Source organism: Flagellimonas allohymeniacidonis (assembly GCF_004296335.1).
Lineage (GTDB): Bacteria > Bacteroidota > Bacteroidia > Flavobacteriales > Flavobacteriaceae > Flagellimonas > Flagellimonas allohymeniacidonis.
This window is the reverse complement of record NZ_SGIU01000001.1, coordinates 1,679,884-1,705,935: the sequence shown is the minus strand read 5'-3', so window position 1 is coordinate 1,705,935 and position 26,052 is coordinate 1,679,884. Positions and strand designations below refer to the sequence as shown.

General features: G+C 41.6%; 30 protein-coding genes. 16 read left to right on the top strand and 14 right to left on the bottom strand.

What is annotated here, in order from left to right:
• The first annotated feature begins 34 nt into the window (after window positions 1-34).
• The 6 genes from EW142_RS07900 (at window position 35) to EW142_RS07875 (ending at window position 5,686) form a co-directional block, all read left to right on the top strand.
• Window positions 35-562, top strand: coding sequence for a DUF4136 domain-containing protein (locus EW142_RS07900; protein ID WP_130612107.1), 528 nt, complete (start codon window positions 35-37; stop codon window positions 560-562).
• Window positions 563-775: 213 nt separating this feature from the next.
• Window positions 776-3,037 carry a S9 family peptidase gene (locus tag EW142_RS07895; protein ID WP_130612549.1) on the top strand — a complete coding sequence of 754 codons (2,262 nt, stop codon included), beginning with the start codon at window positions 776-778 and terminating at the stop codon, window positions 3,035-3,037.
• Window positions 3,038-3,287: 250 nt separating this feature from the next.
• Complete coding sequence (locus tag EW142_RS07890; protein WP_130612104.1) at window positions 3,288-3,506, top strand: hypothetical protein; 219 nt, start codon at window positions 3,288-3,290, stop codon at window positions 3,504-3,506.
• Complete coding sequence (locus EW142_RS07885; RefSeq protein ID WP_130612101.1) at window positions 3,506-3,856, top strand: hypothetical protein; 351 nt, start codon at window positions 3,506-3,508, stop codon at window positions 3,854-3,856. Before EW142_RS07890 ends, EW142_RS07885 begins: the two co-directional genes overlap by 1 nt.
• A gap of 46 nt (window positions 3,857-3,902) precedes the next feature.
• The gene (locus EW142_RS07880) at window positions 3,903-4,961 is read left to right on the top strand and encodes a sensor histidine kinase (protein WP_130612098.1); all 1,059 of its coding nucleotides are present in this window, start codon (window positions 3,903-3,905) and stop codon (window positions 4,959-4,961) included.
• Window positions 4,958-5,686: a LytR/AlgR family response regulator transcription factor gene (locus EW142_RS07875; RefSeq protein ID WP_130612095.1), complete on the top strand. Its 729-nt coding sequence runs from the start codon at window positions 4,958-4,960 to the stop codon at window positions 5,684-5,686. Before EW142_RS07880 ends, EW142_RS07875 begins: the two co-directional genes overlap by 4 nt.
• Before the next feature lie 39 nt (window positions 5,687-5,725).
• On the opposite strand, the gene EW142_RS07870 is transcribed toward EW142_RS07875, so the two are convergent.
• From EW142_RS07870 to EW142_RS07860, 3 genes are all read right to left on the bottom strand, one after another.
• Window positions 5,726-6,100 carry a DoxX family protein gene (locus EW142_RS07870; protein WP_130612092.1) on the bottom strand — a complete coding sequence of 125 codons (375 nt, stop codon included), beginning with the start codon at window positions 6,098-6,100 and terminating at the stop codon, window positions 5,726-5,728.
• Window positions 6,101-6,331: 231 nt separating this feature from the next.
• Entirely contained in the window at window positions 6,332-7,117 is a 786-nt protein-coding gene (locus EW142_RS07865; RefSeq protein ID WP_130612089.1) for an SDR family oxidoreductase, read from the bottom strand.
• Between the two features lie 3 nt (window positions 7,118-7,120).
• Entirely contained in the window at window positions 7,121-7,432 is a 312-nt protein-coding gene (locus EW142_RS07860; RefSeq protein ID WP_130612087.1) for a cupin domain-containing protein, read from the bottom strand.
• 96 nt (window positions 7,433-7,528) lie between these two features.
• On the opposite strand from EW142_RS07860, the gene EW142_RS07855 reads away from it, so the two are divergent.
• Window positions 7,529-8,884, top strand: coding sequence for a UDP-N-acetylmuramate--L-alanine ligase (locus EW142_RS07855; protein ID WP_130612084.1), 1,356 nt, complete (start codon window positions 7,529-7,531; stop codon window positions 8,882-8,884).
• A gap of 14 nt (window positions 8,885-8,898) precedes the next feature.
• Here EW142_RS07855 and EW142_RS07850 read toward each other — a convergent pair whose 3' ends face one another.
• From EW142_RS07850 to EW142_RS07815, 8 genes are all read right to left on the bottom strand, one after another.
• Window positions 8,899-9,357 carry a GNAT family N-acetyltransferase gene (locus EW142_RS07850; RefSeq protein ID WP_130612081.1) on the bottom strand — a complete coding sequence of 153 codons (459 nt, stop codon included), beginning with the start codon at window positions 9,355-9,357 and terminating at the stop codon, window positions 8,899-8,901.
• A 43-nt stretch (window positions 9,358-9,400) separates the two neighbouring features.
• Complete coding sequence (locus tag EW142_RS07845; RefSeq protein WP_130612078.1) at window positions 9,401-9,844, bottom strand: GNAT family N-acetyltransferase; 444 nt, start codon at window positions 9,842-9,844, stop codon at window positions 9,401-9,403.
• A 2-nt stretch (window positions 9,845-9,846) separates the two neighbouring features.
• Window positions 9,847-10,257: an ACT domain-containing protein gene (locus EW142_RS07840; RefSeq protein WP_130612075.1), complete on the bottom strand. Its 411-nt coding sequence runs from the start codon at window positions 10,255-10,257 to the stop codon at window positions 9,847-9,849.
• A 51-nt stretch (window positions 10,258-10,308) separates the two neighbouring features.
• Window positions 10,309-10,698 carry a VOC family protein gene (locus EW142_RS07835; protein ID WP_130612073.1) on the bottom strand — a complete coding sequence of 130 codons (390 nt, stop codon included), beginning with the start codon at window positions 10,696-10,698 and terminating at the stop codon, window positions 10,309-10,311.
• 89 nt (window positions 10,699-10,787) lie between these two features.
• A complete protein-coding gene (locus EW142_RS07830) occupies window positions 10,788-11,210 on the bottom strand; it encodes a VOC family protein (protein ID WP_130612070.1) in 423 nt (140 codons plus the stop codon).
• 74 nt (window positions 11,211-11,284) lie between these two features.
• Window positions 11,285-12,706, bottom strand: coding sequence for a DASS family sodium-coupled anion symporter (locus EW142_RS07825; RefSeq protein WP_130612067.1), 1,422 nt, complete (start codon window positions 12,704-12,706; stop codon window positions 11,285-11,287).
• 8 nt (window positions 12,707-12,714) lie between these two features.
• The gene (locus EW142_RS07820) at window positions 12,715-13,788 is read right to left on the bottom strand and encodes a glycoside hydrolase family 26 protein (RefSeq protein ID WP_240740175.1); all 1,074 of its coding nucleotides are present in this window, start codon (window positions 13,786-13,788) and stop codon (window positions 12,715-12,717) included.
• A 77-nt stretch (window positions 13,789-13,865) separates the two neighbouring features.
• Window positions 13,866-14,348 (bottom strand): nuclear transport factor 2 family protein, encoded by a 483-nt coding sequence (locus EW142_RS07815; protein WP_130612064.1) that lies wholly within the window; start codon window positions 14,346-14,348, stop codon window positions 13,866-13,868.
• Between the two features lie 181 nt (window positions 14,349-14,529).
• Here EW142_RS07815 and radC point away from each other — a divergent pair, with 181 nt between their 5' ends.
• Genes radC through EW142_RS07785 form a run of 6 tightly spaced genes read left to right on the top strand, consistent with a single transcriptional unit; the run spans window position 14,530 to window position 20,117 of the window.
• Complete coding sequence (gene radC / locus EW142_RS07810; protein WP_130612061.1) at window positions 14,530-15,228, top strand: RadC family protein; 699 nt, start codon at window positions 14,530-14,532, stop codon at window positions 15,226-15,228.
• A 5-nt stretch (window positions 15,229-15,233) separates the two neighbouring features.
• A complete protein-coding gene (locus EW142_RS07805) occupies window positions 15,234-16,529 on the top strand; it encodes a polysaccharide deacetylase family protein (protein WP_130612058.1) in 1,296 nt (431 codons plus the stop codon).
• The gene (locus tag EW142_RS07800; protein ID WP_130612055.1) at window positions 16,522-17,211 is read left to right on the top strand and encodes a YjjG family noncanonical pyrimidine nucleotidase; all 690 of its coding nucleotides are present in this window, start codon (window positions 16,522-16,524) and stop codon (window positions 17,209-17,211) included. Before EW142_RS07805 ends, EW142_RS07800 begins: the two co-directional genes overlap by 8 nt.
• Window positions 17,212-17,267: 56 nt before the next feature.
• Complete coding sequence (locus EW142_RS07795) at window positions 17,268-17,819, top strand: hypothetical protein (RefSeq protein WP_240740174.1); 552 nt, start codon at window positions 17,268-17,270, stop codon at window positions 17,817-17,819.
• Window positions 17,816-19,276 (top strand): DUF5723 family protein, encoded by a 1,461-nt coding sequence (locus tag EW142_RS07790; RefSeq protein WP_130612052.1) that lies wholly within the window; start codon window positions 17,816-17,818, stop codon window positions 19,274-19,276. The genes EW142_RS07795 and EW142_RS07790 overlap by 4 nt, the downstream gene beginning before the upstream one ends.
• Entirely contained in the window at window positions 19,209-20,117 is a 909-nt protein-coding gene (locus EW142_RS07785; protein WP_205783241.1) for a hypothetical protein, read from the top strand. The genes EW142_RS07790 and EW142_RS07785 overlap by 68 nt, the downstream gene beginning before the upstream one ends.
• Here the strand turns inward: EW142_RS07785 and EW142_RS07780 are convergent.
• Window positions 20,114-21,391: a replication-associated recombination protein A gene (locus tag EW142_RS07780; protein WP_130612540.1), complete on the bottom strand. Its 1,278-nt coding sequence runs from the start codon at window positions 21,389-21,391 to the stop codon at window positions 20,114-20,116. The genes EW142_RS07785 and EW142_RS07780 overlap by 4 nt on opposite strands.
• Before the next feature lie 133 nt (window positions 21,392-21,524).
• Between EW142_RS07780 and EW142_RS07775 the strand changes: the two genes are divergently transcribed.
• Window positions 21,525-22,268, top strand: coding sequence for a rhomboid family intramembrane serine protease (locus EW142_RS07775; protein WP_130612537.1), 744 nt, complete (start codon window positions 21,525-21,527; stop codon window positions 22,266-22,268).
• Here EW142_RS07775 and rlmB read toward each other — a convergent pair.
• On the bottom strand, window positions 22,260-22,997 hold the full coding sequence (gene rlmB / locus EW142_RS07770; protein ID WP_130612047.1) for a 23S rRNA (guanosine(2251)-2'-O)-methyltransferase RlmB: 738 nt from the start codon (window positions 22,995-22,997) through the stop codon (window positions 22,260-22,262). The two genes, EW142_RS07775 and rlmB, sit on opposite strands and share 9 nt — an antisense overlap.
• Before the next feature lie 166 nt (window positions 22,998-23,163).
• On the opposite strand from rlmB, the gene EW142_RS07765 reads away from it, so the two are divergent.
• Window positions 23,164-23,925, top strand: coding sequence for a hypothetical protein (locus tag EW142_RS07765; RefSeq protein WP_130612044.1), 762 nt, complete (start codon window positions 23,164-23,166; stop codon window positions 23,923-23,925).
• Between the two features lie 248 nt (window positions 23,926-24,173).
• On the top strand, window positions 24,174-24,935 hold the full coding sequence (locus EW142_RS07760; protein ID WP_130612041.1) for a hypothetical protein: 762 nt from the start codon (window positions 24,174-24,176) through the stop codon (window positions 24,933-24,935).
• Window positions 24,936-25,020: 85 nt separating this feature from the next.
• Here the strand turns inward: EW142_RS07760 and EW142_RS07755 are convergent, their stop codons facing one another.
• Window positions 25,021-26,052, bottom strand: a complete 1,032-nt coding sequence (locus EW142_RS07755; protein WP_130612038.1) for a hypothetical protein — start codon at window positions 26,050-26,052, stop codon at window positions 25,021-25,023.

The following is a 26,052-nucleotide window of genomic DNA, read 5'->3' as shown; positions in this document are numbered from 1 at the left end:
TTATTGCGTATTTTTAAAGGTAGTCTAAAACCGTATGCGCTATCTTTTTCAAATATTGTTTGTTGGCTTGCTTCTCTCCTCTTGCAGCTCTGTAAGAGTGAATTATGATTATGATCGGGCGACGGATTTTTCCTCTTATACCACCTATAATTATTTCTCAGACATTGAGTCGGGCTTAAGTGCCCTTGACGAGAAACGATTGGTCAGGGTTTTGGATTCCACCTTGCAATCCAAGGGATATCGATTGGATGAAGAACCGGATTTTTACATTAACATTTTGAGCAACGAATTTAGAAGTGCTTCCAACAGTGCTGTCGGAGTTGGCATTGGTGGTGCAGGAAGAAATGTTGGCGGTGGGGTCTCTATGGGGATTCCAGTCGGGAATTCTGGAATTCAAAGGATGATCCAATTCGATTTTGTAGATGCCCAAAAAGATGCCCTATTCTGGCAAGCCACCAGCGAAAGCGGTTTTCGCTCCAACGCATCTCCCAGTGTTCGTGAAGAAAGACTAAGGGCTGTGGTGGATAAAGTGTTCTCAAAGTTTCCGCCAGAAAAGCGATAACCCCGTTGACCTTTACCTATTTACCGCTGACCATAATTTCAGCAAATCTCCTTTTCATCTCAGGTACCTTTATACGCTCAAACTTGTAACATGGCGTAAAAAAATGCGTCCTAATGATACACTTGTTTAAACTCTCAATTGAAAAACTTTAATTAAACACACATGAAAAAAACAAAAACCATCAAATTAATTTTAGGTGCTACCCTTTTCCTGATGTTTGGGATTGCTGCCCAAGCTCAAGAAGTGGTAGGTTCCTGGCATGGAAAATTGGATGTGCAAGGCACAGAAATGCCTTTGATCTTTAATGTCTCTGAAGAAGATGGGGAACTTACAGCTACCATGGACAGTCCATCACAAGGTGCAACGGATATCCCCATGGATGAAACAACCTGGGCTGAAAACGAACTTACCATTGTTTTCAAACAGGCAGGAATAAAGTACGTAGGTAAAAAAGAAGGTGAAACCATGAAGGGGACCTTTTACCAAGGCGAAATGGAACTTCCTTTAAATCTGGAAAAGAAAGAGAAGACCATTCCGGGCAATCCTGAATTGGTGAGCTCAAATGAAGAGCTTGTAGCCTTGGCTTCATTGGATGCTGGGGACTATAGGTATAAGGTAGAAGACTATTTTGCCCGACCCAAAGCCTCTACATTTCGGTTTTCTCCGGATGGTAAGTACATGTCTTATCGAGAGAAGGACGAAAATGGAAAACGACATGTGATGGTCAAGGAGATTGCCACTGGGGAAGTCAAAAAAGCCATTGAGGAAAAGGAAGAATTGGTTCGTGGCTATGGATGGATCAACAATGAGCGATTGGCTTACCTTATGGATAATGGGGGAGATGAGAACTACCATGTGTATGCCGTCAATCTTGATGGGAGCAACCTGAAGGATTTGACCCCATTCGATGGTGTTCAAGCGCAGTTTACGGAGCTGCTCAAGGAAGACAAGGACCATATCATTGTTTCCATGAACAAGAACAACCCTCAAGTTTTTGAGCCCTACAAAGTGAATGTGGTCAACGGAGAATTGAAGCAGCTTTTCACGAATGATGACCCTTCCAATCCAATTGCTGGATACGATTTTGATAAGGATGGAAACCTTAAAGCCTACACCAAGGTACGTGACGGTGTAGAAATGGATTTGTACTATGAAGATGGCAAGGGTGGTTACGGCTTAGCTAAAAGTTTGAACTGGAAGGATGCCTTTTCAATTTTAGATTTTAACTATGCTACCGATAACCCGCACGATGCCTACGTGGTTTCCAATTTGACCAATGATAAGGCTGAGGTGGTTCTTTATGACTTCAAGGAGAACAAAATCCTGAAAAAGGTTTTCTCCAATGATAAATATGATGTTCAAGATCTTGGTATTTCAAGAAAAAGAGGATACGAACTGGACTATTTCCAGTTTGAGGGTGAAAAAACAGAAATAGTACCTGTAAGTGACTTCTACACTAAACTTCACAAAAGAATTGTGAACCAGTTCCCAGGAAAACAATACAGTATTCCAGATGCCACGGATGAGGAAGACCAATATTTGATATTTGTTCAAAGTGACCGATTGTATGGCGAATATTACTCCTATGATGTTGCCAAGGATGAGTTTACCTTTTTGTACAACTTGATGCCCCAGCTGAAAGAAGAGGATATGTCGGAAATGCGACCTATTGCCTTTAAGAGTAGGGATGGTCTTACCTTGCATGGGTACATCACTTTGCCCAAAGCTGCCTTGGCAGGTGAAAAAGTGCCGTTGATCGTAAATCCACATGGAGGACCTCAGGGCATTCGAGATTCTTGGGGATTCAATCCAGAAGCCCAACTTTTTGCAAGTCGTGGTTACGCTACCCTTCAGGTTAATTTCAGAATTTCTGGAGGCTACGGAAAAGAATTTTTGGAATCAGGGTTCAAACAAATTGGCCGTAAAGCCATGGACGATGTAGAGGATGGCGTAGAATACGTAATTGATCAAGGATGGATCAATCCAGATAAGGTGGCCATCTACGGTGGTAGCCATGGGGGGTATGCTGTACTTCGCGGATTAACCAAAACGCCAGATTTATACGCATGTGGCGTCGATTATGTAGGGGTATCCAATCTTTTCACCTTTATGAAGACCATTCCACCATACTGGAAGCCTTACCTAAAAATCATTAAGGAGATTTGGTACGATGAGGGCATTCCTGAGGAAAAAGCCATCATGGAGGAAGTATCACCTGTATATCAAATTGATAAGATCAAAAAGCCCTTGTTCGTAGTGCAAGGGGCCAATGACCCAAGGGTGAACATCGATGAGTCCGATCAAATTGTCAGTGCTCTTCGCGCCAAGGGCTTCGATGTGCCCTACATGGTAAAATACGATGAGGGACACGGCTTTGGTAAAGAAGAAAATCGAATTGAACTCTATAAGTCCATGATGGGCTTCTACGCCAAGCATTTGGGTAAGCAAGAAATACCAACTCCTTTAAAGGATTAGTCACTTTCATCAATCAAAAATTGGAAAAGGAGCTTGTAAAAGCTCCTTTTTTTATGGGATAAAGTAGATGAGCGCACTTTGTTGCCGTTCAAACTTAGGTTTTTACCATTGGTCATAATACACTTCGTTCGGGCATGGCCCTATTGTACTTTAGCTGTGAACAATAAATTAAAAGTCATGATAGCCTTAGCCAAGTTGATAGTTTCGATCATAGTCGATGTATTAATATAAACCGATAAACCCAAGACAAATGAAGCTTTCTAAAGTTCAATGGACCCTTTTGGTTGTGGGAGTGTTTTTAACCCTCACCGGTATTTATGGTAAAACCATAGGGTGGGACAAGAACGACTTTATTACTTTTTTCTACACGGGCACATCATTTATGTGGATAGCGTTTCTCGATAACCGAAGATCAAAGAGGTGCTATTGGAGAAAGAAGAAAACCGAGGAGGCCCAAACCTTAAAATAATGAAGGTCATGAAAAGCAATGAAAAAATTCTAACCTTAGTAGCAGCCCTTATTTTCACCATTGTGGGGTATTTAAGGCTGGAGGAAGCGGATCATAATCTACTCATGGTTGTAATGTCATTTTTTGCAGCTGCTGTCTTACTCTACACCTATTTCGGAAGAAAGGGAATCTCTTCTTTCTCCTTTACGCAGATGAATGACCAATCCAAAACCTTGATTTTGGGTTCTGAAACCAAGGAAGTTTCACCACCGAACAATTTTAAAATTAGAATGGTAACTTTTATGACTATTCTGGCCTTATTCGGACTAGGATTTGGAATAGGTAGATTAATTTACCACCTAATACATTGAGAGAATATAAAAGACTGGTATATTTAAAGTCAAAGCTTGAAAATTTATGAACCTCACCAAGGAAAATCAAAATAAGGCCTTTTGGATACTTCAGTTTTTGGGTTGGGGATTCATCAATTGTTTGTCCCTGTTCATTATGAAAAAGATAAGTACCGAACTAATCGCGTACTCTATCGTATTTGGAATTTTTATTGGGATTGCATCTACCTCCATACTTCGTTGGTATCTAAAACGAAATATTGATTTTGAATCTTTCGATGTTGGGGATTTTTTGAAAATTGGACTGGCCTTTTTAGTGGCCTGTGTGCTTTTTGGAAGCGGTAATTATGGATTCGGATACCTTTATGCCAAATTTGGACCCAGTCTTACCGAGGAAGAAATCCGGGTCTTCAAAGCGTACGATGGGTTTTGGCTACAAGTGATTAATGCCCTATTTCTCGTAGGTGCCTGGTTGGTCACATATTTGGTCATTAAATTGCTTTTGAAGTTGAACCGTGACCGTATTGAACGCCTCGAACTCAACACCAACCTAAAGCAAGCCCAGCTCAATACCCTTAAGGGTCAAATCAACCCCCACTTTATGTTCAATAGCCTCAACAACATTCGAGGATTAATGTTGGAAGACGTTGAAAAGTCCAGGGAAATGCTGACCAAGCTATCGGAGATTTTACGGTATTCCTTGACCAAGAACAACATCAATTCGATTACTGTGGAGGAGGAACTTGAGGTTGTGGACAATTATATTGACCTCTCCAAAATTCAATTTGAGGAACGTTTGGAGTTTGTGAAGGATATTGATCCAAACACCCTGAACCTGAACATTCCGCCCATGGTCATTCAACTTTTGATAGAAAATGCGGTAAAACATGGTATTTCGAATTTAAAAACAGGTGGTCGAATCATACTGAGCATTAAACCAGAAGGGGAGCTGATGGTCATTGAGGTTCGCAATACCGGAAAACTGCAATTAGCCAATAATACGACCCAATTGGGTTTGAAGAATATAAGGCAACGCCTTAAGCTGCTTTACTCGGATAAAGCTTCCTTTCAGCTCAATGAATCGGCTGGTGAGGTTGTGGCCAACATAAAAATTCCCTTGGCATGAAGATACGAGCGGTAATTGTTGAAGATTCCCGATTGGCGCGTCAGGAGCTTAAGGAGCTTCTCAAAAATCAAGATGGGGTAGAGCTCGTGGGCGAAGCCGAAAATGTGGACTTGGGATACGAACTGATACAAAAAGAGAACCCCGATCTTTTATTTCTAGATATCAATATGCCAGAAAAAGATGGCTTCGAACTTCTAGAGATGTTGGATGAGGTGCCCATCACCGTCTTCACCACCGCTTTTGACGAATACGCCATAAAATCCTTTGAATACAACGCTTTGGATTATTTGCTGAAACCAGTAAATGAGAAACGTTTTGGCATGGCCTTGAACAAGGTAAGAGCCAAAATGGAAGTGCACGCCAATGAGGGAAATGATAAAGGTCAAAGACTCAAGGCAAATAGCCAGATTTTCATCAAAGATGGAGAGTCGTGCTGGCTGGTCAAGATTGGAGATATTTCCCATTTTGAAATCGTTGGGAACTACACACGGGTTTTCTTTGAAGACAAAAGACCGCTGCTATATAAGTCCTTGAACCAAGTTGAGGAGAAGCTTCCAATAGAATCTTTTTTTAGGGTCAATCGTCAACAAATTGTGAACACCAACTTCATTGAAAGTGTGATTCCATGGTTTAACGGAAAACTCAAGCTGAAAATGGAGAATGGGGAGGAAGTGGAAGTGTCACGTAGGCAATCTTATATTTTTAAGGACCGTATGAGTCTATAGTATTAAAAAAGCCTCCATTTGGAGGCTTTTCTATTTATATCAAGCTCTTAAAATGTCTTTGTACCGGTCTTTGTATCCAACAAGCACCAAGATATTTAAAATCAATAATCCAAGAGCTGGGCCAATTCCCTCGGGGGCCAAGGTAGCATGGAAAAGAACCGCGTTTACCGAGATGCTCATGAGAATAACAGCCATCAATGCTCCATATCTGTTAATTAGTAAAGCAAGTCCCGCCAGAACTTCAACAATTCCTACCATATGAAGGGTCTTGCTTGAAGCCATTGCTGCAAAATAGTCCTGCGCTGGCTGCGGCACTTCAAAAGGAGGTAAAAAATTAAAGAATTTGTTGGTGCCAAATACTAAAAGCATAATTGCCAATAAGATTCGAACAACCATAAACACTTTTGAATTCATAGGGGTATGTTTTATTGGTTAAGCAATAAAAGTAACAAAATTTTAAGAAATTATCAGTTTTTTGGGCTTTTACTCCCCAAATATTGAGCATTCAGAAAATATGATAGAAGATGAAATAGGGAATGAATACTGTAACATTGACGCACCAAATTAATGCTCCTAAGATGGAGCCACTTTACCGTTTAGCACAGAAAAATGCCCTAAATTCCAAAACACAAGACCGGTGTTGGACTACAAGGATTTTAATAAGCCTCCGTCAATGGGAATATTGGTGCCCGTGATGTAAGCCGCTTGGTCCGATGCCAAAAAAGTGACCAAAAAGCCATATTCCTCCGGCTTTCCAATGCGTTTTACAGGAACCATGGCTTCCATGGCCGCACGGACTTCCTGGGGAGAAACACCCATTTTTTCCGCCTTTTTTGCGTTTAGGGAAGCAATACGGTCAGTGTCAAAATAGCCGGTCAACACATTGTTTACCGTAATATGATTCTTTCCAACATCAATGGCAAGACTCTTGGCCCAAGTGGTCATAGCCGCACGAATGGAGTTGGAAAGCGCAAGATAGTTCAAGGGTTCCTTCACAGAGATGGATGCTACATTAATGATTCTTCCCCATTTGTTTTGTTGCATATGCTTCAAGGCCAATTCGGTGGTCAAAACGACCGATTTAAACAACAAATCAAACGCTTTTTGGTAGTCATCCACAGTTTTTTCAAGAGCGCCACCCGCTTCTGGACCTTGGGTGTTATTGACCAAGATGTCCACGTTTGAGGTTGTGAAAAAACTGGTAATTACTTTCTTGAAAGCTTCAAAATTGGAAAAATCAACCAACAAATACTGGTGTGTTTGTCCTTGGGAGGTATCCAGTTCAGAAACCACGGACTTCAGGTCGTTCTCGTTTCTAGCCATTACCGTCACATTGGCGCCGCTCTTTGCCAGTTGAAGTGCTATTGCTTTACCGATACCCTTGCTGCTTCCCCCCACAAGGGCATTTTTACCAAGAATTGAAATGTTCATAGGTTATTTGTATTCTTCCCTAGCGGGACAAAAAACATCCATTAATTTACAGGGAGTCAGGGCTTTTCCGCCATGCGGAATGTTGGATGGGATTACGACCACATCACCAGGTTCGTAAATGCCTGTTTTACCGGCAACTGTAAACTCAAACGTTCCTTCGACCACATGCATAATTTGTTCATGCACATGATGGTGTTCGGGTACGGTGGCCCCTTCCTCCACATCCCAAAAGGCCCACGTCATTTCCTTCGAATGAATCATTTTTCCGTGATAGCCCGGCATAATTTCCTTGGATGGAATTTCAGATAGGTTCATGGTTCTATATTTTATCCGAAGATAAAGATTAATAAGATCAAGTCTTAGTTTGTATTGGTTGGACCAATGGCTATTTTTGAACGGTAAACCAGTTTAATGAGAATACATTTTATTGCCATAGGAGGGAGTGCTATGCACAATTTGGCCTTGGCTTTGCATCACAAGGGATACGAAATTAGTGGTAGTGATGATGCTATTTTTGAACCTTCAAAAGGCCGGTTGGAGGCGAAGGGATTGTTGCCCGGGAAAATGGGTTGGTTTCCCGAAAAAGTAGATTCTAAGATTGATGCGGTTATTTTGGGGATGCATGCAAAAGCCGATAATCCTGAATTACTCAAGGCCCAGGAATTAAATTTGAAAATTTACTCCTATCCCGAATTCCTGTTCGAACAGTCAAAGTATAAAACCCGGGTGGTCATCGGCGGCAGTCATGGAAAGACCACTATTACTTCCATGATTCTCCACGTTTTGCAATATCACGAAAAAGAAGTGGATTATATGGTGGGCGCTCAATTGGAAGGTTTTGACCGCATGGTCCATTTGACCGACCATAACGACTTTATCGTTTTGGAAGGCGATGAATATCTATCCTCTCCCATTGACCGTAGACCTAAATTTCACCTTTATGAACCCAACATTGCCTTGGTAAGCGGTATTGCTTGGGACCATATCAACGTTTTCCCAACTTTCCAAAATTATCTTGAACAGTTTCAAATCTTTGTCGATGGTATTGTAAAAGGAGGGAGCATTACCTATAATGAGGAGGATGCTGAACTAGCCAATATCGTGGAAGTGACTGAAAATTCTATAAGAAAGTTTCCCTATCGGACCCCAGATTATCGTGTAGAAAATGATGTTACGCTCTTGGACACCCCCGAAGGTGAAATGCCCATTGAAATATTTGGCAAGCACAATCTTAACAATCTGGCGGGGGCAAAATGGATTTGCCAGCAGATGGGAGTGGATGAAGCCGACTTTTACGAGGCCATTGCATCTTTTAAAGGAGCCTCAAAGCGTTTGGAAAAAATAGCAGAATCCTCGGAAACCGTGGTTTATAAAGATTTTGCGCACTCACCCAGTAAAGTAGGAGCAACCACCAAAGCGGTTAGGGATCAATATCCCAATAGAAAACTTATCGCTTGTTTGGAGCTACATACTTATAGTAGTTTAAATGCTGAGTTCTTGAAAGAATATAAGGGGACTTTGGATGCCGCTGATGAAGCCCTTGTTTTTTACTCGCCTGAGGCAGTTAAGATCAAGCGTCTTGATGAAGTTACCTCGGAGCAAATTTCTGCAGCTTTCGAAAACTCGAGATTACAGGTTTTTACAAATCCAGCGACCTTTAAGGAGCGGTTGTTTAATTTGGATTTGAGCAACTCGGCCTTATTATTAATGAGTTCAGGAAATTATGGAGGCTTGGACTTCTCTGAAATCAAAAATTTGCTGGATTAATTCAGAAAGCGTGCCTACAGATTGAAATGCAGTTTCATTCCTTCATGGGTGGCCTTAAAACCAAGATCCTCATAAAAGGAAATGGCTTTGGGCCTTTTTTTGTCGGTCGTCAATTGCAACACATGGGCCTTTCTTTCCTTGGCTCGTTCAACGGCCCAAAGAAACATTTTCTTGCCTAGACCTTTCCCTCTTTCGTCCTTTCGAATGCGTACCGCTTCTATCTGGGCACGGGTACCTCCTTGATAGGTGAGATAGGTAATAAAGGATAACTGGAGCGTACCGATTACTTCCCCAGTATCACTTTCAACAACCATTAATTCTTGATTGCTGTCCGCAGCTATTTTTTCATATGCCTTAATGTATGACAGGGGAAGAGGAGTTTGAAAATTCTCTCGCTTTGCCCCAAGTTCATCGTCTGCCAACATTTGAACAATGAAGGGAACATCTTCCAGTTTAGCTTTTCTCAATTTCATAGTAACTTTTATTCAATGCACCTGCTTATTTTCACGAACGGTGCTATCGTTTCATTCGTAACAAAGGGTAGTCGTTTCCCTGATCATCTTTGTCCGTTCTTTCGAAGGTTTTAAACCCAAGTTTTTGGTAAAATTCAACCGCCTTTGAGTTCTGTTCATTAACGTCTACCTTGTCAGCTTTTAATTCTCTAACTGCAAAATCCATCAATTTTTTTCCTATTCCTTTTCCAAAATACCGGGGTGAGATGAATAACATTTCCACTTTCTTATCCAAAACCCCAATAAAACCTGTTAATGCGAGGTTATGGACTGAGCAATAGACATCAAAAGAGTTGAAATCAATTGTATTAACCAGTTTTTTTATGGATTCGAAGTCTTTCGGGTCAAGAAAATGATGGCTCGCTAAAACAGATTGTTCCCATACCTCGAGAAGTTGGTTGTGAAAAGAATCGGAATACTTTACGATTTCAAAATCCAATGTTGACATTTTTAATACGCTTTAAACTGGTTTTTCGATAGTTTTTTTAATACTTCAACCGCTTTTTTTGCATCTCTTTTGCCAACAAATATGTGATCATGATAGTACCCTGCAACCACATTGCAACTAATATTATTTTGAGCCAACGCCGTTGAAAATGCCGAAGTCAATCCAACAGCTTCCAGTGAGGAGTGTACCATAAGTGTAATCCATGATGCGACGTAATCATAGTTTAGGTGAAGCTCATCAGCTTTGGTTCGTTCAAGTATCAGAGTGGTCCCCTCTTTCTCTTTAAACTGTCCTAAGATTTCCTTATGGCCAATTTTACCTGCATCCCTCACTGTGCAGAAGACATATTCCCCTTCATTGAGAATAGGGTTCATTTCCTTGATCAAAGCCGATATGTTGGTTTCTCCGGTCATATGGTTTTTAGTATGGGTTGAAAGCGCTTATGGAGTTCAAACTCTATTTCTTCACGTTTTATGCCCAAAACACAAAATATATCCATTGTTGTCCTCAATTTCAAAATCGCGGTTTCCATATTCAGAATCTTGTATTTCCCGAAAAATGGCCACTTCCTTTTGTTTAAGTTCAGTATAGAGTTCATCTGCGTTCTGTACCCAAATATAAGCGTCCCAGGCTTCCGAACCATTGGTATGCCAACCTGATTCTATAAAGGGAATTCTATTGGGTCTCTTTAGATTTCCCTCTCGCAGTTCCCGAATCATAAGGGTTACATCTCCCTTGCTTATGATGGCAAAGAGGGTACCCTGCCAATCTATCTCGAAACCTAGATTTTCCTTGTAGAAATGTATCGTCTCTTTCAGATTATCAACAATCCATTGTGGAGCTAATTTTTCCATTTTCCTTACTTCATGAATTTGTTTAGTGGTATTTGATAAAGTTATAGTGAAGCGGAAAGTAGAAATGCTCCACGAAAAAATTTGGTTCTTTAGTGTTTTACATTACCATTTTCATTAAGAGTTAGGTAAGGGTTAAAAGCGATTTCCCACAAATAGCCATCCAAGTCGCCAACATAACTGCTGTAGCCTCCCCAATCCGCTTTTTGGGGTTCTTTGATGATTCTGACACCCATAGCCTTCAACTTTCCTATTAATTGGTCCACTTCTTTTTCAGATCGTGTGTTGTAGGCTAGGGTAAATCCTTTAAAGCCCTTTCCTTCGGGGTTCACTTGGGCATCTTTGGCAAGCTCCTCTTTTTTATAAAGAGATAGTAAAATTCCGTTCAACCTAAAAAAAGTAATATGGGCATTACTGTCCTCCGTTTTTTTCCATCCAAATTTGGTTTCATAAAACTCGGTAGATTTATTCAAATCCGAAACACCTAGGGTTATTATGGTCAATCTTTGTTCCATTGTGATCTGTTGTGTTTACCTTTTCGTAATGACCTTCAATTTATCAATTATGCTGTACTTATTCCCTAAAATCATTATAAGGAGGATGCCCATAGAATCCACGGTGTCGCCAGGAGGAAAATCACTGTATTCAAAACTGTGATTACAGCGCCCTGTTTGTAAATATCTTCGGAAGGCAAAAAGCCGCTTCCAGCAAAAAGCACATTGGAACTCGAAGCTTGGGGCGTGACCACGGCAAAATAATTGGTGGCAAACGACAGCATAAAGGCCATAAGTGCTGCGGGTACTTGGGCATTTACGGCAACCTGCAGGAAAACCGCATACAATGCCAATAGTTGGGCTGTTTGACTCACAAAAAGATAGTGAATGGCCACGTAAAGTACCGTGAGAAAAAGGTACACCGTTACCCAATCAAAATCACCAATGTAAGTCGCAATCTGTTCGCCCAAGGTCTTCATAAATCCCATTTCGTTAAGGGCGGTGCTCATCATATACAAAATGGCAAACCATATAAAGGTTTCGAGGGCATCGCCTGCACCTTGGCGGATGTCGTCAAGCGTGTACACATTGGACAGTATCAAAACAGATAATCCGAGAAACGCCACAATCGCCAAATTGATGTTTAAGACTGGGGAAAGTGCCCAAAGTAGAATCATACCAAAAAAGGTGATGCCCATTATTTGTTCCTGTTTGCTCATGGGCCCCATTTTTTGCAGAGCTTTTTTGGCCATTTCGGGCGCTTCAGGGGTGTATTTGTTTTCGGGCGGAAAGAGCTTATAAAGTATCCAAGGAATTGCAATCAGGGCTATGATACAGGGTACGGATGCCACAAAAACCCAATTGCCAAAATTCATGTTTACGCCAAATTGCGCTGCAATTCCAGCGCCAACAGGGTTGGCGGCCATGCCCGTAAACCAAAGCGCGGAACTTATGGTGTGCCCCGATATAGCCGTCATCATGAGATAGGTGCCCGTTTTTCTTCTACTTTCGGGAGTGGGTAGAGACCCCGTATCCAAGGATAATGCGTGTGTAATAGGATACAGAATTCCTGAACGCGCTGTATTGCTTGGGATGGCCGGTCCCAAGAGTGTGTCCGTTGCAACAATGCAGTACCCTAGGTTTAAGGTCGACTTTCCAAATCGTCGAATGAGCAAGAAGGCGATTCGTCTTCCCAAACCGGACTTAATAACCCCTTTTGCCACTAAAAAAGCGGCCAAAATAAGCAGGATAAAACTCTCTGAAAACCCTGAAAATGCCTTTTCCGGGGTGAGGACCCTGAGCATAACCACTGCGACCAAAGCCAGAACAGAAGCAGTAAAAATGGATAAGGCATCAATCAAGACCCCAAGGATCGCTGTCATAAAAATGGCGAACAAATGCCAGGCATCGGGCGAGAGATCCCAGGGAATGGGAAGATGCCAGAGCACAATACCGAAAATAAGTGTGATGAATCGTTTTACCCAACGTGAGCTTGGGGGATTTAGTTTTAGGGTCATTAGTTATCTTATTTGTTTTCCAATCGGCTCCAAAGGTCGGTTGTTGGCTTTAGGTATCTCGCTTTTGCCATTTCTGCCTTCCATTTTTCTGAAATAAAATCACTCACCTGAATTCTGGAATCCACTTTTTGAAACACAGGATTGGTTATCCACATGGGTTGTATGGACCAATTTACATTAATATAGCTAAACGCCTTAATAACATCTTGATGCTCATTTAGGGTTCGAAAAAAAGGCACAAACCAATTTTGCCAAGCTCGTTTGGCAACGGCCTCTTTCTTTAGGTCGGAATCAAAATAAACATTGTCCGTTTGCAAAACAGGGCTGGCTTCAGCAATAAAAACGGGTTTTCCATGTTTTCTGGCAAATGTGATCATTTCTTCATCGGGATTTCCAAAATAGGAATACCCGCACCAATCCACAATGGCATCGCCTGGATACCAATCTTCCAAAACCGCCTGATCAGAGCCCGTGCCCTTTGATTGCCAAACCAGAGCAACGTTGTTCACCTCCATAGCCTCGAAAATCGCATGTATTCGCTTCCAAGCATTCAAGTAGTGCTTCCTTTTGTAATGGTTCCAATCCCAACCATCAAACTCGTATCCAATCCGAAGAAAAATGGGACGCCCGGTTGACTTGATCCAACTCCCCAATTCTTTTATAAGATCATCGTGTTCTCCTTTTGCCACTTTTTTTTCATGATTGACCATGGACAAGCCAATGGCCATAAGGCTATGGGCATAAGTGGTATCATCAATATAATTTTGCGCCCAAGAATCTCCTGCCCCCCAATTGGCCATAGTCTTTAGTCCATCGAGGCCCTTATTAAAGTATCCAAAAGATTCATCACCTGGGGAAAGGTTGGTATACACCGTAACCCCTGAAGGGGTATCAAAGAAATCGGAATACCCATTCGAATAGTTATCAAGACCGCCTGTCGCACCCAGGTCTTGTCCAACAAAGACGAGGCATTTGCCATTAGGGGGTTCAAATTTAGCCAAGTTTGTTTTCGATTTTTGACCACTTATCGATTGTACTGCAAGGCCCAAGAGAAATAAGAGTATAGTTTTTGTGAACTTCATATAAACAATGTAGCGTATAGGTTTCGGCTAAAATTTCTGGTCTATTATTGCACAACCATCAGCTAAAGTAGCATTAATCAATGCTTATTCGTTGCAATACTTCTCGCATCTGAAATAAGATGCGCGGTTATTTCCCAATCGTCGCTTTTCTGGAATAACCTATAATGGGTTGTTTTCCGCGGTCCAAGCTCGCTGTTATCGCTCAGTTTTTGACCTATTCTTGAAATTGTTGAAATGACCAGTACTGTAGTCTCGTTGATATATTTTAGCTTCAAGGATGTTTGTTCGGAGTCGCCAGACATCACAAAGTCCATTTTGAAAACCTTTGATAAATAGCTGTTGATTGCAGTTTTACCAATCATGCTAAACCCGAAAGCATTGGTAAAGTCGGCATCGTCCGAGTACCACTTGGTTGCGAGGTCCACATCTTTGATTTTCCATGCTTTGTTCCAGTCATCAACTTTCCCAACTATTTGGATGCTATCTATTTTAGCAACCTTTTGGGACCTTGCCATGAAGATACCTCCCAAAATGATGACCAGAAACAAAACGTTTTTCATGTTGTGGATTTAACATGCTATAAATTAGCACTATACGTAATTCTTTAAAATTCTTAAATTTTGTTTGAAATCCCTAGAAAAAGCCTTTGAAAAGGCTTTTGGGTGGTCAAAATGGGGATATTCTTGATAACAATTTTTCCTACAACCTTTGGATAACTTCGGAAACAGCTATATTTAGCCTATGCAACCAAAAACCGTTTCCTTTTCCATAAAAAACTGGGCCGATGATGATAAACCTCGGGAAAAGTTGTTGCAAAAGGGCCGCAATGTGTTGTCCGATGCTGAATTGATTGCCATTTTGATAGGTTCTGGAAATCGCACAGAAAGTGCTGTACAACTTGCAAAACGTATTTTGGCCTCGGTAAACCATAACCTCAATGATTTGGGTAAGTTATCAGTCAATCACCTTATGAAGTTCAATGGTATTGGTGAAGCCAAAGCGGTGAGCATTGCTGCAGCTCTTGAAATTGGCAGGCGTAGAAGGGGAGAAGAGTTTGTGAAAATTGAAAAAGTTACCTGTAGTCGCGACGCTTTTGAGTTATTGTACCCTTATATGGCCGAATTGGACCACGAAGAATTTTGGATCGTTTACCTGAATAATTCCAACAAAGTGGTGCACAAGTCACAAATGAGCAAAGGTGGCATTACCGGAACCTTGGTCGATGTTCGGTTGGTTTTGAAACAAGCTCTGGAACTTGGAGCGGTGGCCCTGATCATGGCGCATAACCACCCGTCGGGTACTTTAAGGGCGAGCGGTGCAGATAAACAGCTTACAAAAAAGCTAAAAGTAGCCGCGGAGGCCCTTGATATTAAAATCTTAGATCATTTGATACTTACCCCTCATGACTACCTGAGTTTCGCGGACAAAGGAATATTGTAAACACCATGTTGCTCATTTTTACCCATAAAATAACCAATCGCCTTTCCTATACCGCAAAGCAGATATTCGAAGGCATTTTGGGCATCGAAACTTCGTTTACCACTAAGGTGGAGGACTTCATCAAGCACAAGGGTCCTAAAATCACCTACTCTAAACAACCCTTGCAAAATGAGTTTTTTATTCGAAGCAATGACCTATTGTTTGAGCAAGGGGTAAATGATTTGGATATTAAAGTAGACCATTGGGATGGGGTTCCTTGTTTTTTTGCCTGTGATGAAAAAAGTTCCATTCCCTATGATATTTTTTCGGCCAGTTTCTTTTTGCTAAGCCGGTACGAGGAATACCTACCGCATGTGAAGGATAGCGTAGGGCGTTTTCCTGCCAAGGAGAGCCTGGCTTACCAACACGGTTTTTTGGAATTGCCTGTGGTTGACCTCTGGGCCCTTAAGCTATTTAGAAGGTTAAAGGAACGTTTCCCAGATATTACCCGAAAAGAAAAAAAATATCGATTTACCTCCATTATCAATGTGACCACCTCCCACTGCTATGCCCACAGGGGCCTTACTCGATCACTCGGTGGTTTTCTGTTAGATCTTGGGAATTTCCGGTTAAGTGGGATGATAAAGCGTATAGGTGTAATTTTGGGTGCTTCAGAAGATCCCTATGACAATTTTGACACCTTGATAGGCATTCATAAGAAGTTTCCGATAAGAACCCTATTTTTCTTCCAGTTTGCCGAATATTCGGCCCACGATAAAAATATTTCCCCCAACAACCGGAAATTCGGAAACCTTATTAAGTCAGTTGCCGATTATAGTACTGTGTCGCTGAGTACCTCCAATTTATCTTCTGCCAATGTAGATGTCCTGAAGGAGGAAAAGGACCGGCTGGGCAATTTGATACACCGTCCCATTAATTTTTCTAGACTTCGCTATAACCGTGTCAATGTACCCCTGACTTATCGCAATTTGGTTGATGTTGAGTTTACCGATGATTTCTCCATGGGCTATACCCATGAAATAGGTTTTAGAGCGGGCACCTGTACCCCATTTCATTTTTATGACATTTCCATGGAGACGAAGCAGCCGCTTAAAGTTCACCCCTTTGCTGTGTTCGACTACGCTTTTTTGAAGTATAAAAAGGCCAATGAAGTATTCGCTAAGATGGACACCGTCTTCCGTTCGGTCAAAGAGGTGAATGGGGAGCTGATCAGTGTGTTTTCCAATGAATTATTGGGAAGCAGCCATAAAATCAATTGGCTGGACCTTTACCAATCCCTTTTAAAGCGCTATTATGTTTAGAGGGGTGGTCAGTGATATCTTCTTTGATTTGGATCACACGCTTTGGGATTTTGAGAAAAACTCAGAGCTCACTTTCCAGAAAATATTGTCCAAAAATCAGGTGTCAGTTGTTCTCAATGATTTTATGTCGGTCTATCGGCCCATCAATTTGGAATATTGGAAAATGTACCGTGAAAACCGTATCAGCAAGCCAGATCTTCGGTACCAAAGACTAAAAAGAAGTTTTGATGCTTTGCACTTTCCGATTTCCGATGACACTATTCTCGTCCTTGCCGATGAGTACATTGAGCATTTGTCGTCGTTTCAACATTTGATTCCTAATGCTGTGGAAGTTCTGGAATACCTTTCTCCTAACTATCGCTTGCACATTATCACCAATGGTTTTCAAGAAATTCAGGAAAAGAAAATGAGAAATTCAAACATCCATCACTTTTTTGAGCATGTTATTGATTCCGAAAGTGTGGGAGTAAAGAAGCCCCATCCCAGAATTTTCAAATTTGCTCTCGAAAAAGCTCAAGTGCCGGCCCATAGGTCCCTTATGATCGGCGATAATATGGAGGCCGATGTTCTAGGAGCAAGGTATTTGGGATTTCACACTGTTCATTTTAATGCGCATGCCGATGGAGACCCCAATTTGTGCAAAACTATTGACGACCTACTTGAAATAAAAAGCATTTTGTAGAGTTATAGTAGGGTATACCAGCCGCCCCATTGTTTTATCTAAAAATTGTTTTAACAATGAAAGCCCGCTATGTGCGCTACTTATTGATGGGAGCCCTTTTATTGGGTTCTTACGCTTGTTCCGATGAACAGGATTTTGACCAGTTCGACGACCTAAGCATTACCCCGACACTGGCATCCAGTATTTTTTCAGTGGAGGCTGACGAGCCTTTTATTAATTCATTTACGACCGTAAACACGTTTTACACCAATACCTTCAATTTTGATGCTTTCAATGAAGAATTTGTTGCTGAGCGACTTTTGGAGGGGACCATTACCTATGAGTTTGAGAATACCACGAGCAAACCTTTGATTATTACCATCGAGTTTTTAGATGAGGGTGGTGGTGTTTTGGATACTGAAATTTTTGATATTCCAGCTGGACCAGCCCCAGCTTTTACCATTGAAGTGGATTATGGTCCCGGAGGAAAACCTTTGGATATTTTGGCCAACACCTCAGATATTCGAATAACGGGAATAAATCTTGGCGATACTACAAGCACCTCCACAGAACCTGACCCTAAAATAGTAATGAAATCTGCAGCGGAATTCTTATTTCGATTAAAATGAGAATTAAATTCCTAGCACTTTGCGCCACTGCGTTCGTGGCCACCGGTTTGTATTCACAGAACAAGCAGTTGTTGTACGATTTCTATGAAATTCCCCAGTCATTGATGGTAAACCCAGGCGTGAATGCGCAAGAGAAATGGCATGTTGGAGTCCCTGTATTGTCCGGTCTGTCTTTTCAGGCAGCCACGAGTGGAGTAACGGTGAACGATTTATTTGCCAATGATGGTATCGATTTCAATGTCAAGGTCAGGGAGCGTGTCCTCGACGCCTTGAGCAGAAGGGACGATTTTAGTTCCACAAGTCAAATTGAGGGTTTTTCCATTGGTTTTCGGGGCAGAAACAGACCCGATGATTACTATTCCTTTGGAATGTATGGGGAAATGGACTTCATTGTGTACTGGCCCAAGGATTTGGCAATACTGGCCTTTGAGGGCAATGGAGGCGCAAATATTGGTAGGGGTTTCGACCTGGGTCATTTGAACGTCCGGGGCGAGATGGTTAATGTCTTCCATTTCGGCATCAATAGAAAAATGAACGAATCTCTCACTTTGGGAGTGCGTGCAAAATTATACTCAAGTATATTCAATTTTAAATCTACCAACAACTCAGGAACTTTTCGAACCGTACCTGGAGAAGATAACCTCCTAGCGAATACCATTACCGCTGATATGCAGCTTCAGACTGCTGGTGTAGAGGGCTTTATCGATATTGTTGAGGAAGATACAGACACCACACGCAAAGATTTGGAACGACTCTTTGCCCAAAGGGTGTTACTTGGAGGCAATCTGGGCTTGGGTTTTGACGCAGGGTTCACCTATAAACTTAATCCGCAGACCACCATTACCGGAAGTGTATTGGACGTTGGGTTCATTTACAATTCTAAGGATGTAAAAAATTATACCGTACGGGGTAATGCCAGCAATGAAGGAATCAACATTTTTCTGCCCGAAGACATTGATGATTTAGGTGTAGATCTCTGGCAAGACTTGGTGGACGAAATTGAGGCCTCCGTACCTCTCGAAGACAACGATAATGGCTACATCAGCTTCCGACCAATAAAGGTCTATGGGTCCATACGCTATGATTTTGGACAGGGAGGGGGCACTACTTTTTCCAAAGAATGTGGCTGTGCCATCAATGTGGTTGAACGCTCAAGCTCGGAATATTACCGCAACAGCATTGGAGGTCAGTTGTTCCTTCAAAAAAGACCTTTGGGCATACAACCCGCGCTTACGGCCTTTTACCAAAAACGATTAGGTCAATCCTTTTCAGTAAAGACCACCTACACGGTTGACAAGTACTCTTTTTCCAATGTGGGATTGGGTATCAACGTGCAAGCTGGCCCCATCAATTTTTACATTCTTGGCGACAATCTTTTGGGCTATCAAAATGTTGCGGACAGCCATTATGCCTCTTTCCAATTTGGAATTAATATCCTATCTTGGAACGATAATTGATTGGGAATACAATATGAAAATCAAAGCAATACTTTTAGTAATGGTTGGCGTGATGGCGGCCAATTCAGGCTCTGCTCAATTCAATGAATACAAGTACATTATTGTGCCAAAAAAGTTTGATGCCTATAGGAAGCCCAATCAACATCAAACCAGTACATTGGTCAAATATATGCTAACCCAGCATGGATTCAATGTAGTCTATGATGACGCCCTTCCTCCGGATGTGTTGACCAACAGGTGCTTGGCTTTGATGACAGACGTTGAGGACACCTCTTCCATGTTTAACACCAAACTGTCTATACTATTTAAGGACTGTAAATCCAACGAAGTTTTCAGAACCATCGAGGGAACCAGTCGAAGTAAGGAATTTAAGGAAGCATATAAAGAAGCGATTAAAATGGCCTTTGTTTCTTTTGATGCCATAAACTACACCTATAAGCCATCTGAGAGCACCGAAGTATCGCCAAAGGATGAGCCTATCAAAATTAGTTTCAAAGATGATGTGAAAACTGTGGAGGAGGAAAAGAAATCAAAAGTCATTGAGCAGGAAGCGACCCCAGAAAACCAGACCTATAAAAGTGTTGAGCCAACTCCTTCAAATTATACTAAGGCCGAATCAAGTGCAGCTGAAACCCTCTACGCCCAACCTATTGAAAATGGTTTTCAACTGGTGGACAGCACCCCTGAAATAAGACTAATTCTGGTTAAGAGTTCGCTGGAAAACGTTTTTTTGGTTCAGGGTGGACCAAATGGAATTGTTTATCAAAAAGAAGACACTTGGTGGTGGGAGCATATGGAAAACGGAAACAAAAAACTTGAACAATTGAACATTAAGTTCTAAAAATTGTACTTTCCTTTCCAGCGTTTTTCCAAAAAATCCTTTATTGCTTTTTCCCGAGCATTTTCACTGGGTCTATAAAAAGTAGTTCCTGAAATATCTTCGGGTAAAAATTCCATGTCAGCAAAGTTGTCCTTGTGATCATGTGCGTAAAGATACCCGGCACCATACCCAAGCTCTTTCATCAATTTAGTGGGGGCATTTCTGATTTCCAAGGGTACAGGCAAATCACCTGTCTCTTTTACTTTTCCTTGGGCCTCGTTTATGGCCAAATAGCTTGCATTGCTCTTTGGTGAGCTGGCCAAATAAGTAGCACATTGGCTTAAAATAATACGAGCTTCAGGATACCCAATGGTAGTTACGGCCTGAAAAGTGGAGTTGGCAAGGACCAAGGCAGTAGGATTGGCATTGCCAATATCTTCGGAAGCCAAAATCAACATTCTACGGGCAATGAACTTAACGTCCTCACCCCCCTCTATCATCCGGGCCAGCCAATATACAGCTGCGTTGGGGTCACTACCACGAATTGACTTGATAAAAGCTGAGATGATATCATAGTGCTGTTCGCCTGTTTTGTCATAGAGCACGGTGTTTTTTTGCACCTTGTTCAGCACAAGCTCGTTGGTCACGGTGACGCTTTCCGACTTTTCAGCGCTGACAATCAATTCAAAAATGTTCAAAAGCTTCCTTCCATCACCTCCCGAAAGCCTTAGAAGGGCCTCCGTCTCCTTTAATTCAATGTGCTTCTCTTTTAAGAGAGTATCTGTTTCGATGGCCTGGTGCAACAACGCTTCCAAATCTTCCCGGCCAAAAGGATTCAGCACATAGACTTGACATCTTGACAAAAGAGCGGGAATAACCTCAAAACTGGGATTTTCCGTAGTTGCACCGATTAGCGTGACCCATCCCTTTTCAACGGCACCCAGCAAAGAATCTTGCTGTGATTTGCTGAACCTATGGATTTCATCTATAAAAAGAATGGGATTTTTGGTGGTAAAGAGTCCCCCACTTTGTTTGGCCTTTTCAATCACCTCGCGAACATCTTTGACACCGCTGCTAATGGCACTAAGGGTGTAAAAGGGCCTTTTGCTTTCTTCCGCGATAATATGTGCAAGAGTGGTTTTTCCCGTACCGGGAGGTCCCCAAAAAATTAGTGAAGGAATGGAACCGTTCTTAATTTGATTGGTCAAAGCGCCATTCTCGCCCACAAGATGATGTTGGCTCACATAATCTTCAAGCGTTTTGGGCCGTACACGTTCTGCCAGAGGTGCATTCATGGTAATAAAAGTAAGATAAATTTGGAACGCAGACGATTGAAAATTGAGGTCCCGCGATGCCAAAATTTGTTCCAAAACCTGACAATTTGCCTAAATTGTGGATTATGGAAAGGTAATTGTCAATGCCATAACTATGTTACCGGAAAATCAGCTTAAAATATCCAACAAGGTTTTATTGGCACCTCTTTTTGCCGTACTATCCATTTGGATTGTGTTTTGGGTGGAGGTGAAATTTGGATTTAACTTCAATGAATACGGGATTTATCCAAAAAAACTGTTCGGATTACGGGGTGTTGTGCTCAGTCCATTCATCCATGGTTCGGTAGAGCATTTATACAACAACACCATTCCTCTGGCAGTGCTTACGGCATTTCTTTTTCATTTTTATCAGAAAGTGGCCTTCAAGGCTCTTTTTTGGGGCATATTACTCTCTGGATTATTGACGTGGTTGATTGGACGAAGTTCGTATCATATTGGCGCCAGTGGTTTGATCTATGTGCTGGCAAGTTTTATTTTTTTCAAGGGAATCATAACAAAGCATTATCGATGGGTGGCCCTTTCTTTGATTGTGGTATTCATCTATGGAAGCCTAATTTGGTATATTTTTCCAATCAAGGATGGTATCTCATGGGAAGGTCATCTCTCCGGATTTCTCACCGGATTGTTTTTGGCTTTTTTGCTTAAAGTGGAAACTCCTGAGGAAAAACGATATGATTGGGAAAAAGAAGATTTTAATGAGGAGGAAGACCCTTTTTTAAGGCAATTCGACAAGGATGGAAATTTCATCGAAATTGAAGAAGAGAAAGAGGAGACCCCTAAAAAAATTCGCATTCGATATCACTACAAATCAAAGGAAGAGGGAGACACATCATCCTAAGCGCTGCCTTACTACCTCATAGAGCACCACACCACAGGCGACAGAGACATTCAATGAGCCAATTTTTCCGAGCATGGGAAGTTTCGCCCCATGGTCAACAATTTTTAAGATGGATGGGGAAATTCCTTTATCCTCTGCACCCATAATAATTGCACAAGAATCGACCAAATTGAGATTGTAAAGTGTGTTTTCCGCTTTTTCCGTGGCAGCAACGACGGAAACATCGCAAGACTGCAGATAAAAAATAGCATCTTTTAAATGGTCCACTTTGGTAATGGGAATGTTAAATGCAGCCCCTGCTGAGGTTTTGATGGTATCATCGGTAATTGGGGCAGCTCCAGTTTTTGGAATAACAATGGCGTCCACACCGCAACATTCAGCGGTTCGAATGATGGCGCCAAAATTTCGTACGTCGGTAATATGATCTAGTAATAGAAAGAAAGCATTGGACTTTTCTGAAATAACGGATTCCACCAAGGTGCCAAACTCTTGAAAAACGACAGGTGAGATGCTGGCAACAACGCCTTGGTGATTACTTTTGGTCAGTCGATTGAGCTTTTCCAAGGGTACATAAGAGCTGCTCAAACCCTTTTTGCGGATAAGAGTTTCCAACTCCTTAAAAAGGTCTCCTTGTAAGCCTCGTTGCAAATAGATTTTATTAATCGGTCTTTCAGCTTCTATGGCTTCAATGGTGGCTCTTAGGCCGTAAATTTGATTCTTGTCGTTCATTTCGGAAGATTGCCTTAGCTTTTGATTGTATCAGGTTGAATTACAGGGATATCCTGTAGAATTTAATTCGTAACTTGAAGATGCAAAGTAAAGCAAGATGAAGGAATAATGAACCGTTTTCTTCATTTTGTATAAACAACCGACGTTAACCTTAAATAATCATCAAATGAAAACGAAATACCTAAAATCAAAACTGTTATTGGCTGGCCTTTTGGTTGCCATCCCTATGATGGGGCAATTGCCCAACAAGAATTTCACAGGAACCAGTGTCGACCCATATGCACGGGGGGGAAATCCAGCTTTGGATTTCATCTTTCAGCAGTTTCGCAATGTGAAACCCAGCGAGAACGGGTTAGAAATAGAGGGGTCCCCGTATTTTCAGCAAAACTTTAAAAAAGCATCCATAATCAGCAACGATGGTCTTGATGGAAGCCTATATGTGCGATATGATGGCTATTCTGATGAGATCCAGATTAAAGAGAACCCGGCACAGGAAGAAATTCAGGCATTATTGCGCCGACAGGATATTCATTGTGTTCTTGATGGGACGAAAATCTCATACAATGAATTCTATGATAGAAAAGGAAGGTATAGGGAAGGGTACCTTTTTACCAAGGTTGAGATGGAAAATATGACACTTTACGAAAGGCGGATGAAGTTCTTTAAAGAAGGTAAGGAAGCAAGAACATCTTTGGAACTTGAAGTTCCCAATCGTTTTACAGAGGCCAATGAATTGTATGTTGGCATTGGGCAAGAAGATGGACAGAAAATCCAATATTTGAAACCCTCAAAAAAAGAAATTCTTAAACTAATGGAAAACAATCCGGAGAAAGCTTCTTTGGTGAAGCGTTTTATGTCGGATAAAGCCCTCAATGTAAGGGAAGCAAGTGATGTGATTCAAGTTTTTATGTACTACAACACTTTATAGTCAAAAAGTATTTTTCGTATGCCAAAAACCATCCAAATGGATGGTTTTTTTGCTGGGCTGCTTCAATACTTTTTATATCCCCACTTCAAAATTTAACAAATCTTAACGCGGTATTAAGCTGAATGACAGGGATATCCTAAGAGCTTAATTCGTAACTTAAGGGCAAAGTAAGGTAAGGAGGGAAGGAGCATGCATCTTTCTTTCGCTTATTTGATAGCTAAATAATATAATACTTAAAATCTTACACCATGAATGTAGTTAAGCAGCGGTTCGCTCTGTTGGTAGTTTCACTCTTCGCGGGCGCTTTGGGCATGGCACAATTGGGAACATCCAATTTTAGCGGTTCCAACGTAGATCTCGATGCAAGGGGAGGAAATCCAACCTTGGACTTTATTTTTCAGCAGTTTAGGAATCAAAAACCGAAGGATAACGGGCTTAAAATTGAAGGCTCTGCCTATTTCAATGAAGACTTCAAAAAAGCATCGATTTACAGTCAGGATGGTTTAGAGGGAAGCCTATACGTACGCTATGATGGCTATTCTGATGAGATACAAATCAAAGAACATCCATCACAGGAGAAAATACAGGCGTTACTGCCAAGGAAGGATATTCATTGTGTTCTAAACGGAACCAAGTTGTCTTACAATGATTTTGGCGATAAGAAGGGAAACTATGTGGAGGGCTACCTTTTTACAATGGTGGAAGCCGATGACATCATTCTGTTTGAAAGGCGTAGGAAGCTCTTTAAAGAAGGAAAAAAGCCCAAAACTTCCTTTGAGCTCGAGGTGCCCAATCGTTTTGTTGATGATAAGGAATTATATATTGCAAAGCCAAATGGGGATAAATTGGAAATTACCTATTTAAAACCTTCCAAAAAAGAGGTTATCAAATTATTTGAGGACAATCCTGAAAAAGCGGCCAAGGTCAAAAAGTTTGTCTCGGATAAAGGGTTAAAGGTTAAAAGTGTTGAGGACGTAACCCAAATTTTTATTTATTACAACACCTTATAGCATTTGCCATTTTAGTACAAAGTAAAAAACCACCCTTTAAGGGTGGCTTTTTATTTCAATATTCAATTAAATAACTAAACTACTTCTAGTTGTTCGCTGTGAAAATTACAGGCCAATCTACCCCGCCTTCTCTTGTAAGAACTACGGTTCCGGCATCACCTGTTGAACTTGAGAACTCGATGGTCATATCTGCACCGGTTACATTGGTAATTTCATAACTGAAAGTCACCTCAGAATCGGCGTCGTCCTCGCCTACAACTACACCGTCATCATCAAGAAATACTTCCCCATCAGGAGTCAAGAGGGTGCAATCCCATTCGATTTCTATTTCATCACTTGCGGCGGCACCTCTACCAACGTAGCAATCCTCATATTGTCCAAAACTCATGTCTGATGAAGTGTAAACACCACTGCCTGCTTCAGTTTCGGTCCATGTGACTGTTCCGATAATGTCGGCACCTCCACAAACACCTCCTCCTCCGGGAGCCGCTCTTTGATTTGTGACCACATAGGAATGTGTTCCGGAAAGATCTTCCGTAATGGAACAAGCGATTACTGGGAAATACTCAAAAGGAGCAGAGAAGAATGCACCACCACTCACAGGTCCACCTACATCAGAATTTGTATAGACTTCACCATTCGTAAGGGTCAATACCAGTCGGAACTCAAATCTATCCTTTCCGACAATCATAGATTCATCAATTCCTGTGGCAGTAACCAATTCATCAGAAGTATAGGATACACTCACCTGAGGCAATCCTCTATCACCAGAAGAAAAATCACTGGCCTGAAGAGTTTCTAAAAGCACCTCCGCAGTGGTCATATCCGTTCCACCAGATGAGTTGTCGTCAAAATTCACAAAGATGTCGAGACTGCTCAAAAGGGCTCCGTTTTCCTCATCTTGTTCTTCAAGAACAAGTGCATAGGTGGATCCAGCATCGAATGCATCTGTTTCATCGTTGTAGACCAGATCGTTGTCTTCGTCAATGGTTCTAATAATGGCACCAGTGCCCACATCCGCCAATACGCCGTCAACTATCTTATCGTCTGTTTCACAGGCAAAGAAGGTGGCTGCCGCTAAACCTAAAATTGCAATTTTATTATATCGTGTTTTCAT

Excerpts from the sequence above, each read along its gene's own strand:
- EW142_RS07900 (WP_130612107.1), top strand. The coding sequence starts at position 35 with ATGCGCTATCTTTTTCAAATATTGTTTGTTGGCTTGCTTCTCTCCTCT.
- EW142_RS07780 (WP_130612540.1), bottom strand. The coding sequence starts at position 21,391 with ATGAATGCACCTCTGGCAGAACGTGTACGGCCCAAAACGCTTGAAGAT.
- EW142_RS07880 (WP_130612098.1), top strand. The coding sequence starts at position 3,903 with ATGAACCTCACCAAGGAAAATCAAAATAAGGCCTTTTGGATACTTCAG.
- EW142_RS07765 (WP_130612044.1), top strand. The coding sequence starts at position 23,164 with ATGAAAACGAAATACCTAAAATCAAAACTGTTATTGGCTGGCCTTTTG.
- EW142_RS07800 (WP_130612055.1), top strand. The coding sequence starts at position 16,522 with ATGTTTAGAGGGGTGGTCAGTGATATCTTCTTTGATTTGGATCACACG.
- EW142_RS07890 (WP_130612104.1), top strand. The coding sequence starts at position 3,288 with ATGAAGCTTTCTAAAGTTCAATGGACCCTTTTGGTTGTGGGAGTGTTT.
- EW142_RS07875 (WP_130612095.1), top strand. The coding sequence starts at position 4,958 with ATGAAGATACGAGCGGTAATTGTTGAAGATTCCCGATTGGCGCGTCAG.
- rlmB (WP_130612047.1), bottom strand. The coding sequence starts at position 22,997 with ATGAACGACAAGAATCAAATTTACGGCCTAAGAGCCACCATTGAAGCC.
- EW142_RS07790 (WP_130612052.1), top strand. The coding sequence starts at position 17,816 with ATGAGAATTAAATTCCTAGCACTTTGCGCCACTGCGTTCGTGGCCACC.
- EW142_RS07840 (WP_130612075.1), bottom strand. The coding sequence starts at position 10,257 with ATGACCGGAGAAACCAACATATCGGCTTTGATCAAGGAAATGAACCCT.
- EW142_RS07825 (WP_130612067.1), bottom strand. The coding sequence starts at position 12,706 with ATGACCCTAAAACTAAATCCCCCAAGCTCACGTTGGGTAAAACGATTC.
- EW142_RS07850 (WP_130612081.1), bottom strand. The coding sequence starts at position 9,357 with ATGAAATTGAGAAAAGCTAAACTGGAAGATGTTCCCTTCATTGTTCAA.
- EW142_RS07805 (WP_130612058.1), top strand. The coding sequence starts at position 15,234 with ATGTTGCTCATTTTTACCCATAAAATAACCAATCGCCTTTCCTATACC.
- EW142_RS07895 (WP_130612549.1), top strand. The coding sequence starts at position 776 with ATGTTTGGGATTGCTGCCCAAGCTCAAGAAGTGGTAGGTTCCTGGCAT.
- EW142_RS07855 (WP_130612084.1), top strand. The coding sequence starts at position 7,529 with ATGAGAATACATTTTATTGCCATAGGAGGGAGTGCTATGCACAATTTG.
- EW142_RS07785 (WP_205783241.1), top strand. The coding sequence starts at position 19,209 with ATGTTGCGGACAGCCATTATGCCTCTTTCCAATTTGGAATTAATATCC.
- EW142_RS07865 (WP_130612089.1), bottom strand. The coding sequence starts at position 7,117 with ATGAACATTTCAATTCTTGGTAAAAATGCCCTTGTGGGGGGAAGCAGC.
- EW142_RS07885 (WP_130612101.1), top strand. The coding sequence starts at position 3,506 with ATGAAGGTCATGAAAAGCAATGAAAAAATTCTAACCTTAGTAGCAGCC.
- EW142_RS07835 (WP_130612073.1), bottom strand. The coding sequence starts at position 10,698 with ATGGAAAAATTAGCTCCACAATGGATTGTTGATAATCTGAAAGAGACG.
- EW142_RS07755 (WP_130612038.1), bottom strand. The coding sequence starts at position 26,052 with ATGAAAACACGATATAATAAAATTGCAATTTTAGGTTTAGCGGCAGCC.
- EW142_RS07820 (WP_240740175.1), bottom strand. The coding sequence starts at position 13,788 with ATGAAGTTCACAAAAACTATACTCTTATTTCTCTTGGGCCTTGCAGTA.
- EW142_RS07795 (WP_240740174.1), top strand. The coding sequence starts at position 17,268 with ATGAAAGCCCGCTATGTGCGCTACTTATTGATGGGAGCCCTTTTATTG.
- EW142_RS07760 (WP_130612041.1), top strand. The coding sequence starts at position 24,174 with ATGAATGTAGTTAAGCAGCGGTTCGCTCTGTTGGTAGTTTCACTCTTC.
- EW142_RS07815 (WP_130612064.1), bottom strand. The coding sequence starts at position 14,348 with ATGAAAAACGTTTTGTTTCTGGTCATCATTTTGGGAGGTATCTTCATG.
- EW142_RS07860 (WP_130612087.1), bottom strand. The coding sequence starts at position 7,432 with ATGAACCTATCTGAAATTCCATCCAAGGAAATTATGCCGGGCTATCAC.
- EW142_RS07830 (WP_130612070.1), bottom strand. The coding sequence starts at position 11,210 with ATGGAACAAAGATTGACCATAATAACCCTAGGTGTTTCGGATTTGAAT.
- radC (WP_130612061.1), top strand. The coding sequence starts at position 14,530 with ATGCAACCAAAAACCGTTTCCTTTTCCATAAAAAACTGGGCCGATGAT.
- EW142_RS07775 (WP_130612537.1), top strand. The coding sequence starts at position 21,525 with ATGTTACCGGAAAATCAGCTTAAAATATCCAACAAGGTTTTATTGGCA.
- EW142_RS07870 (WP_130612092.1), bottom strand. The coding sequence starts at position 6,100 with ATGAATTCAAAAGTGTTTATGGTTGTTCGAATCTTATTGGCAATTATG.
- EW142_RS07845 (WP_130612078.1), bottom strand. The coding sequence starts at position 9,844 with ATGTCAACATTGGATTTTGAAATCGTAAAGTATTCCGATTCTTTTCAC.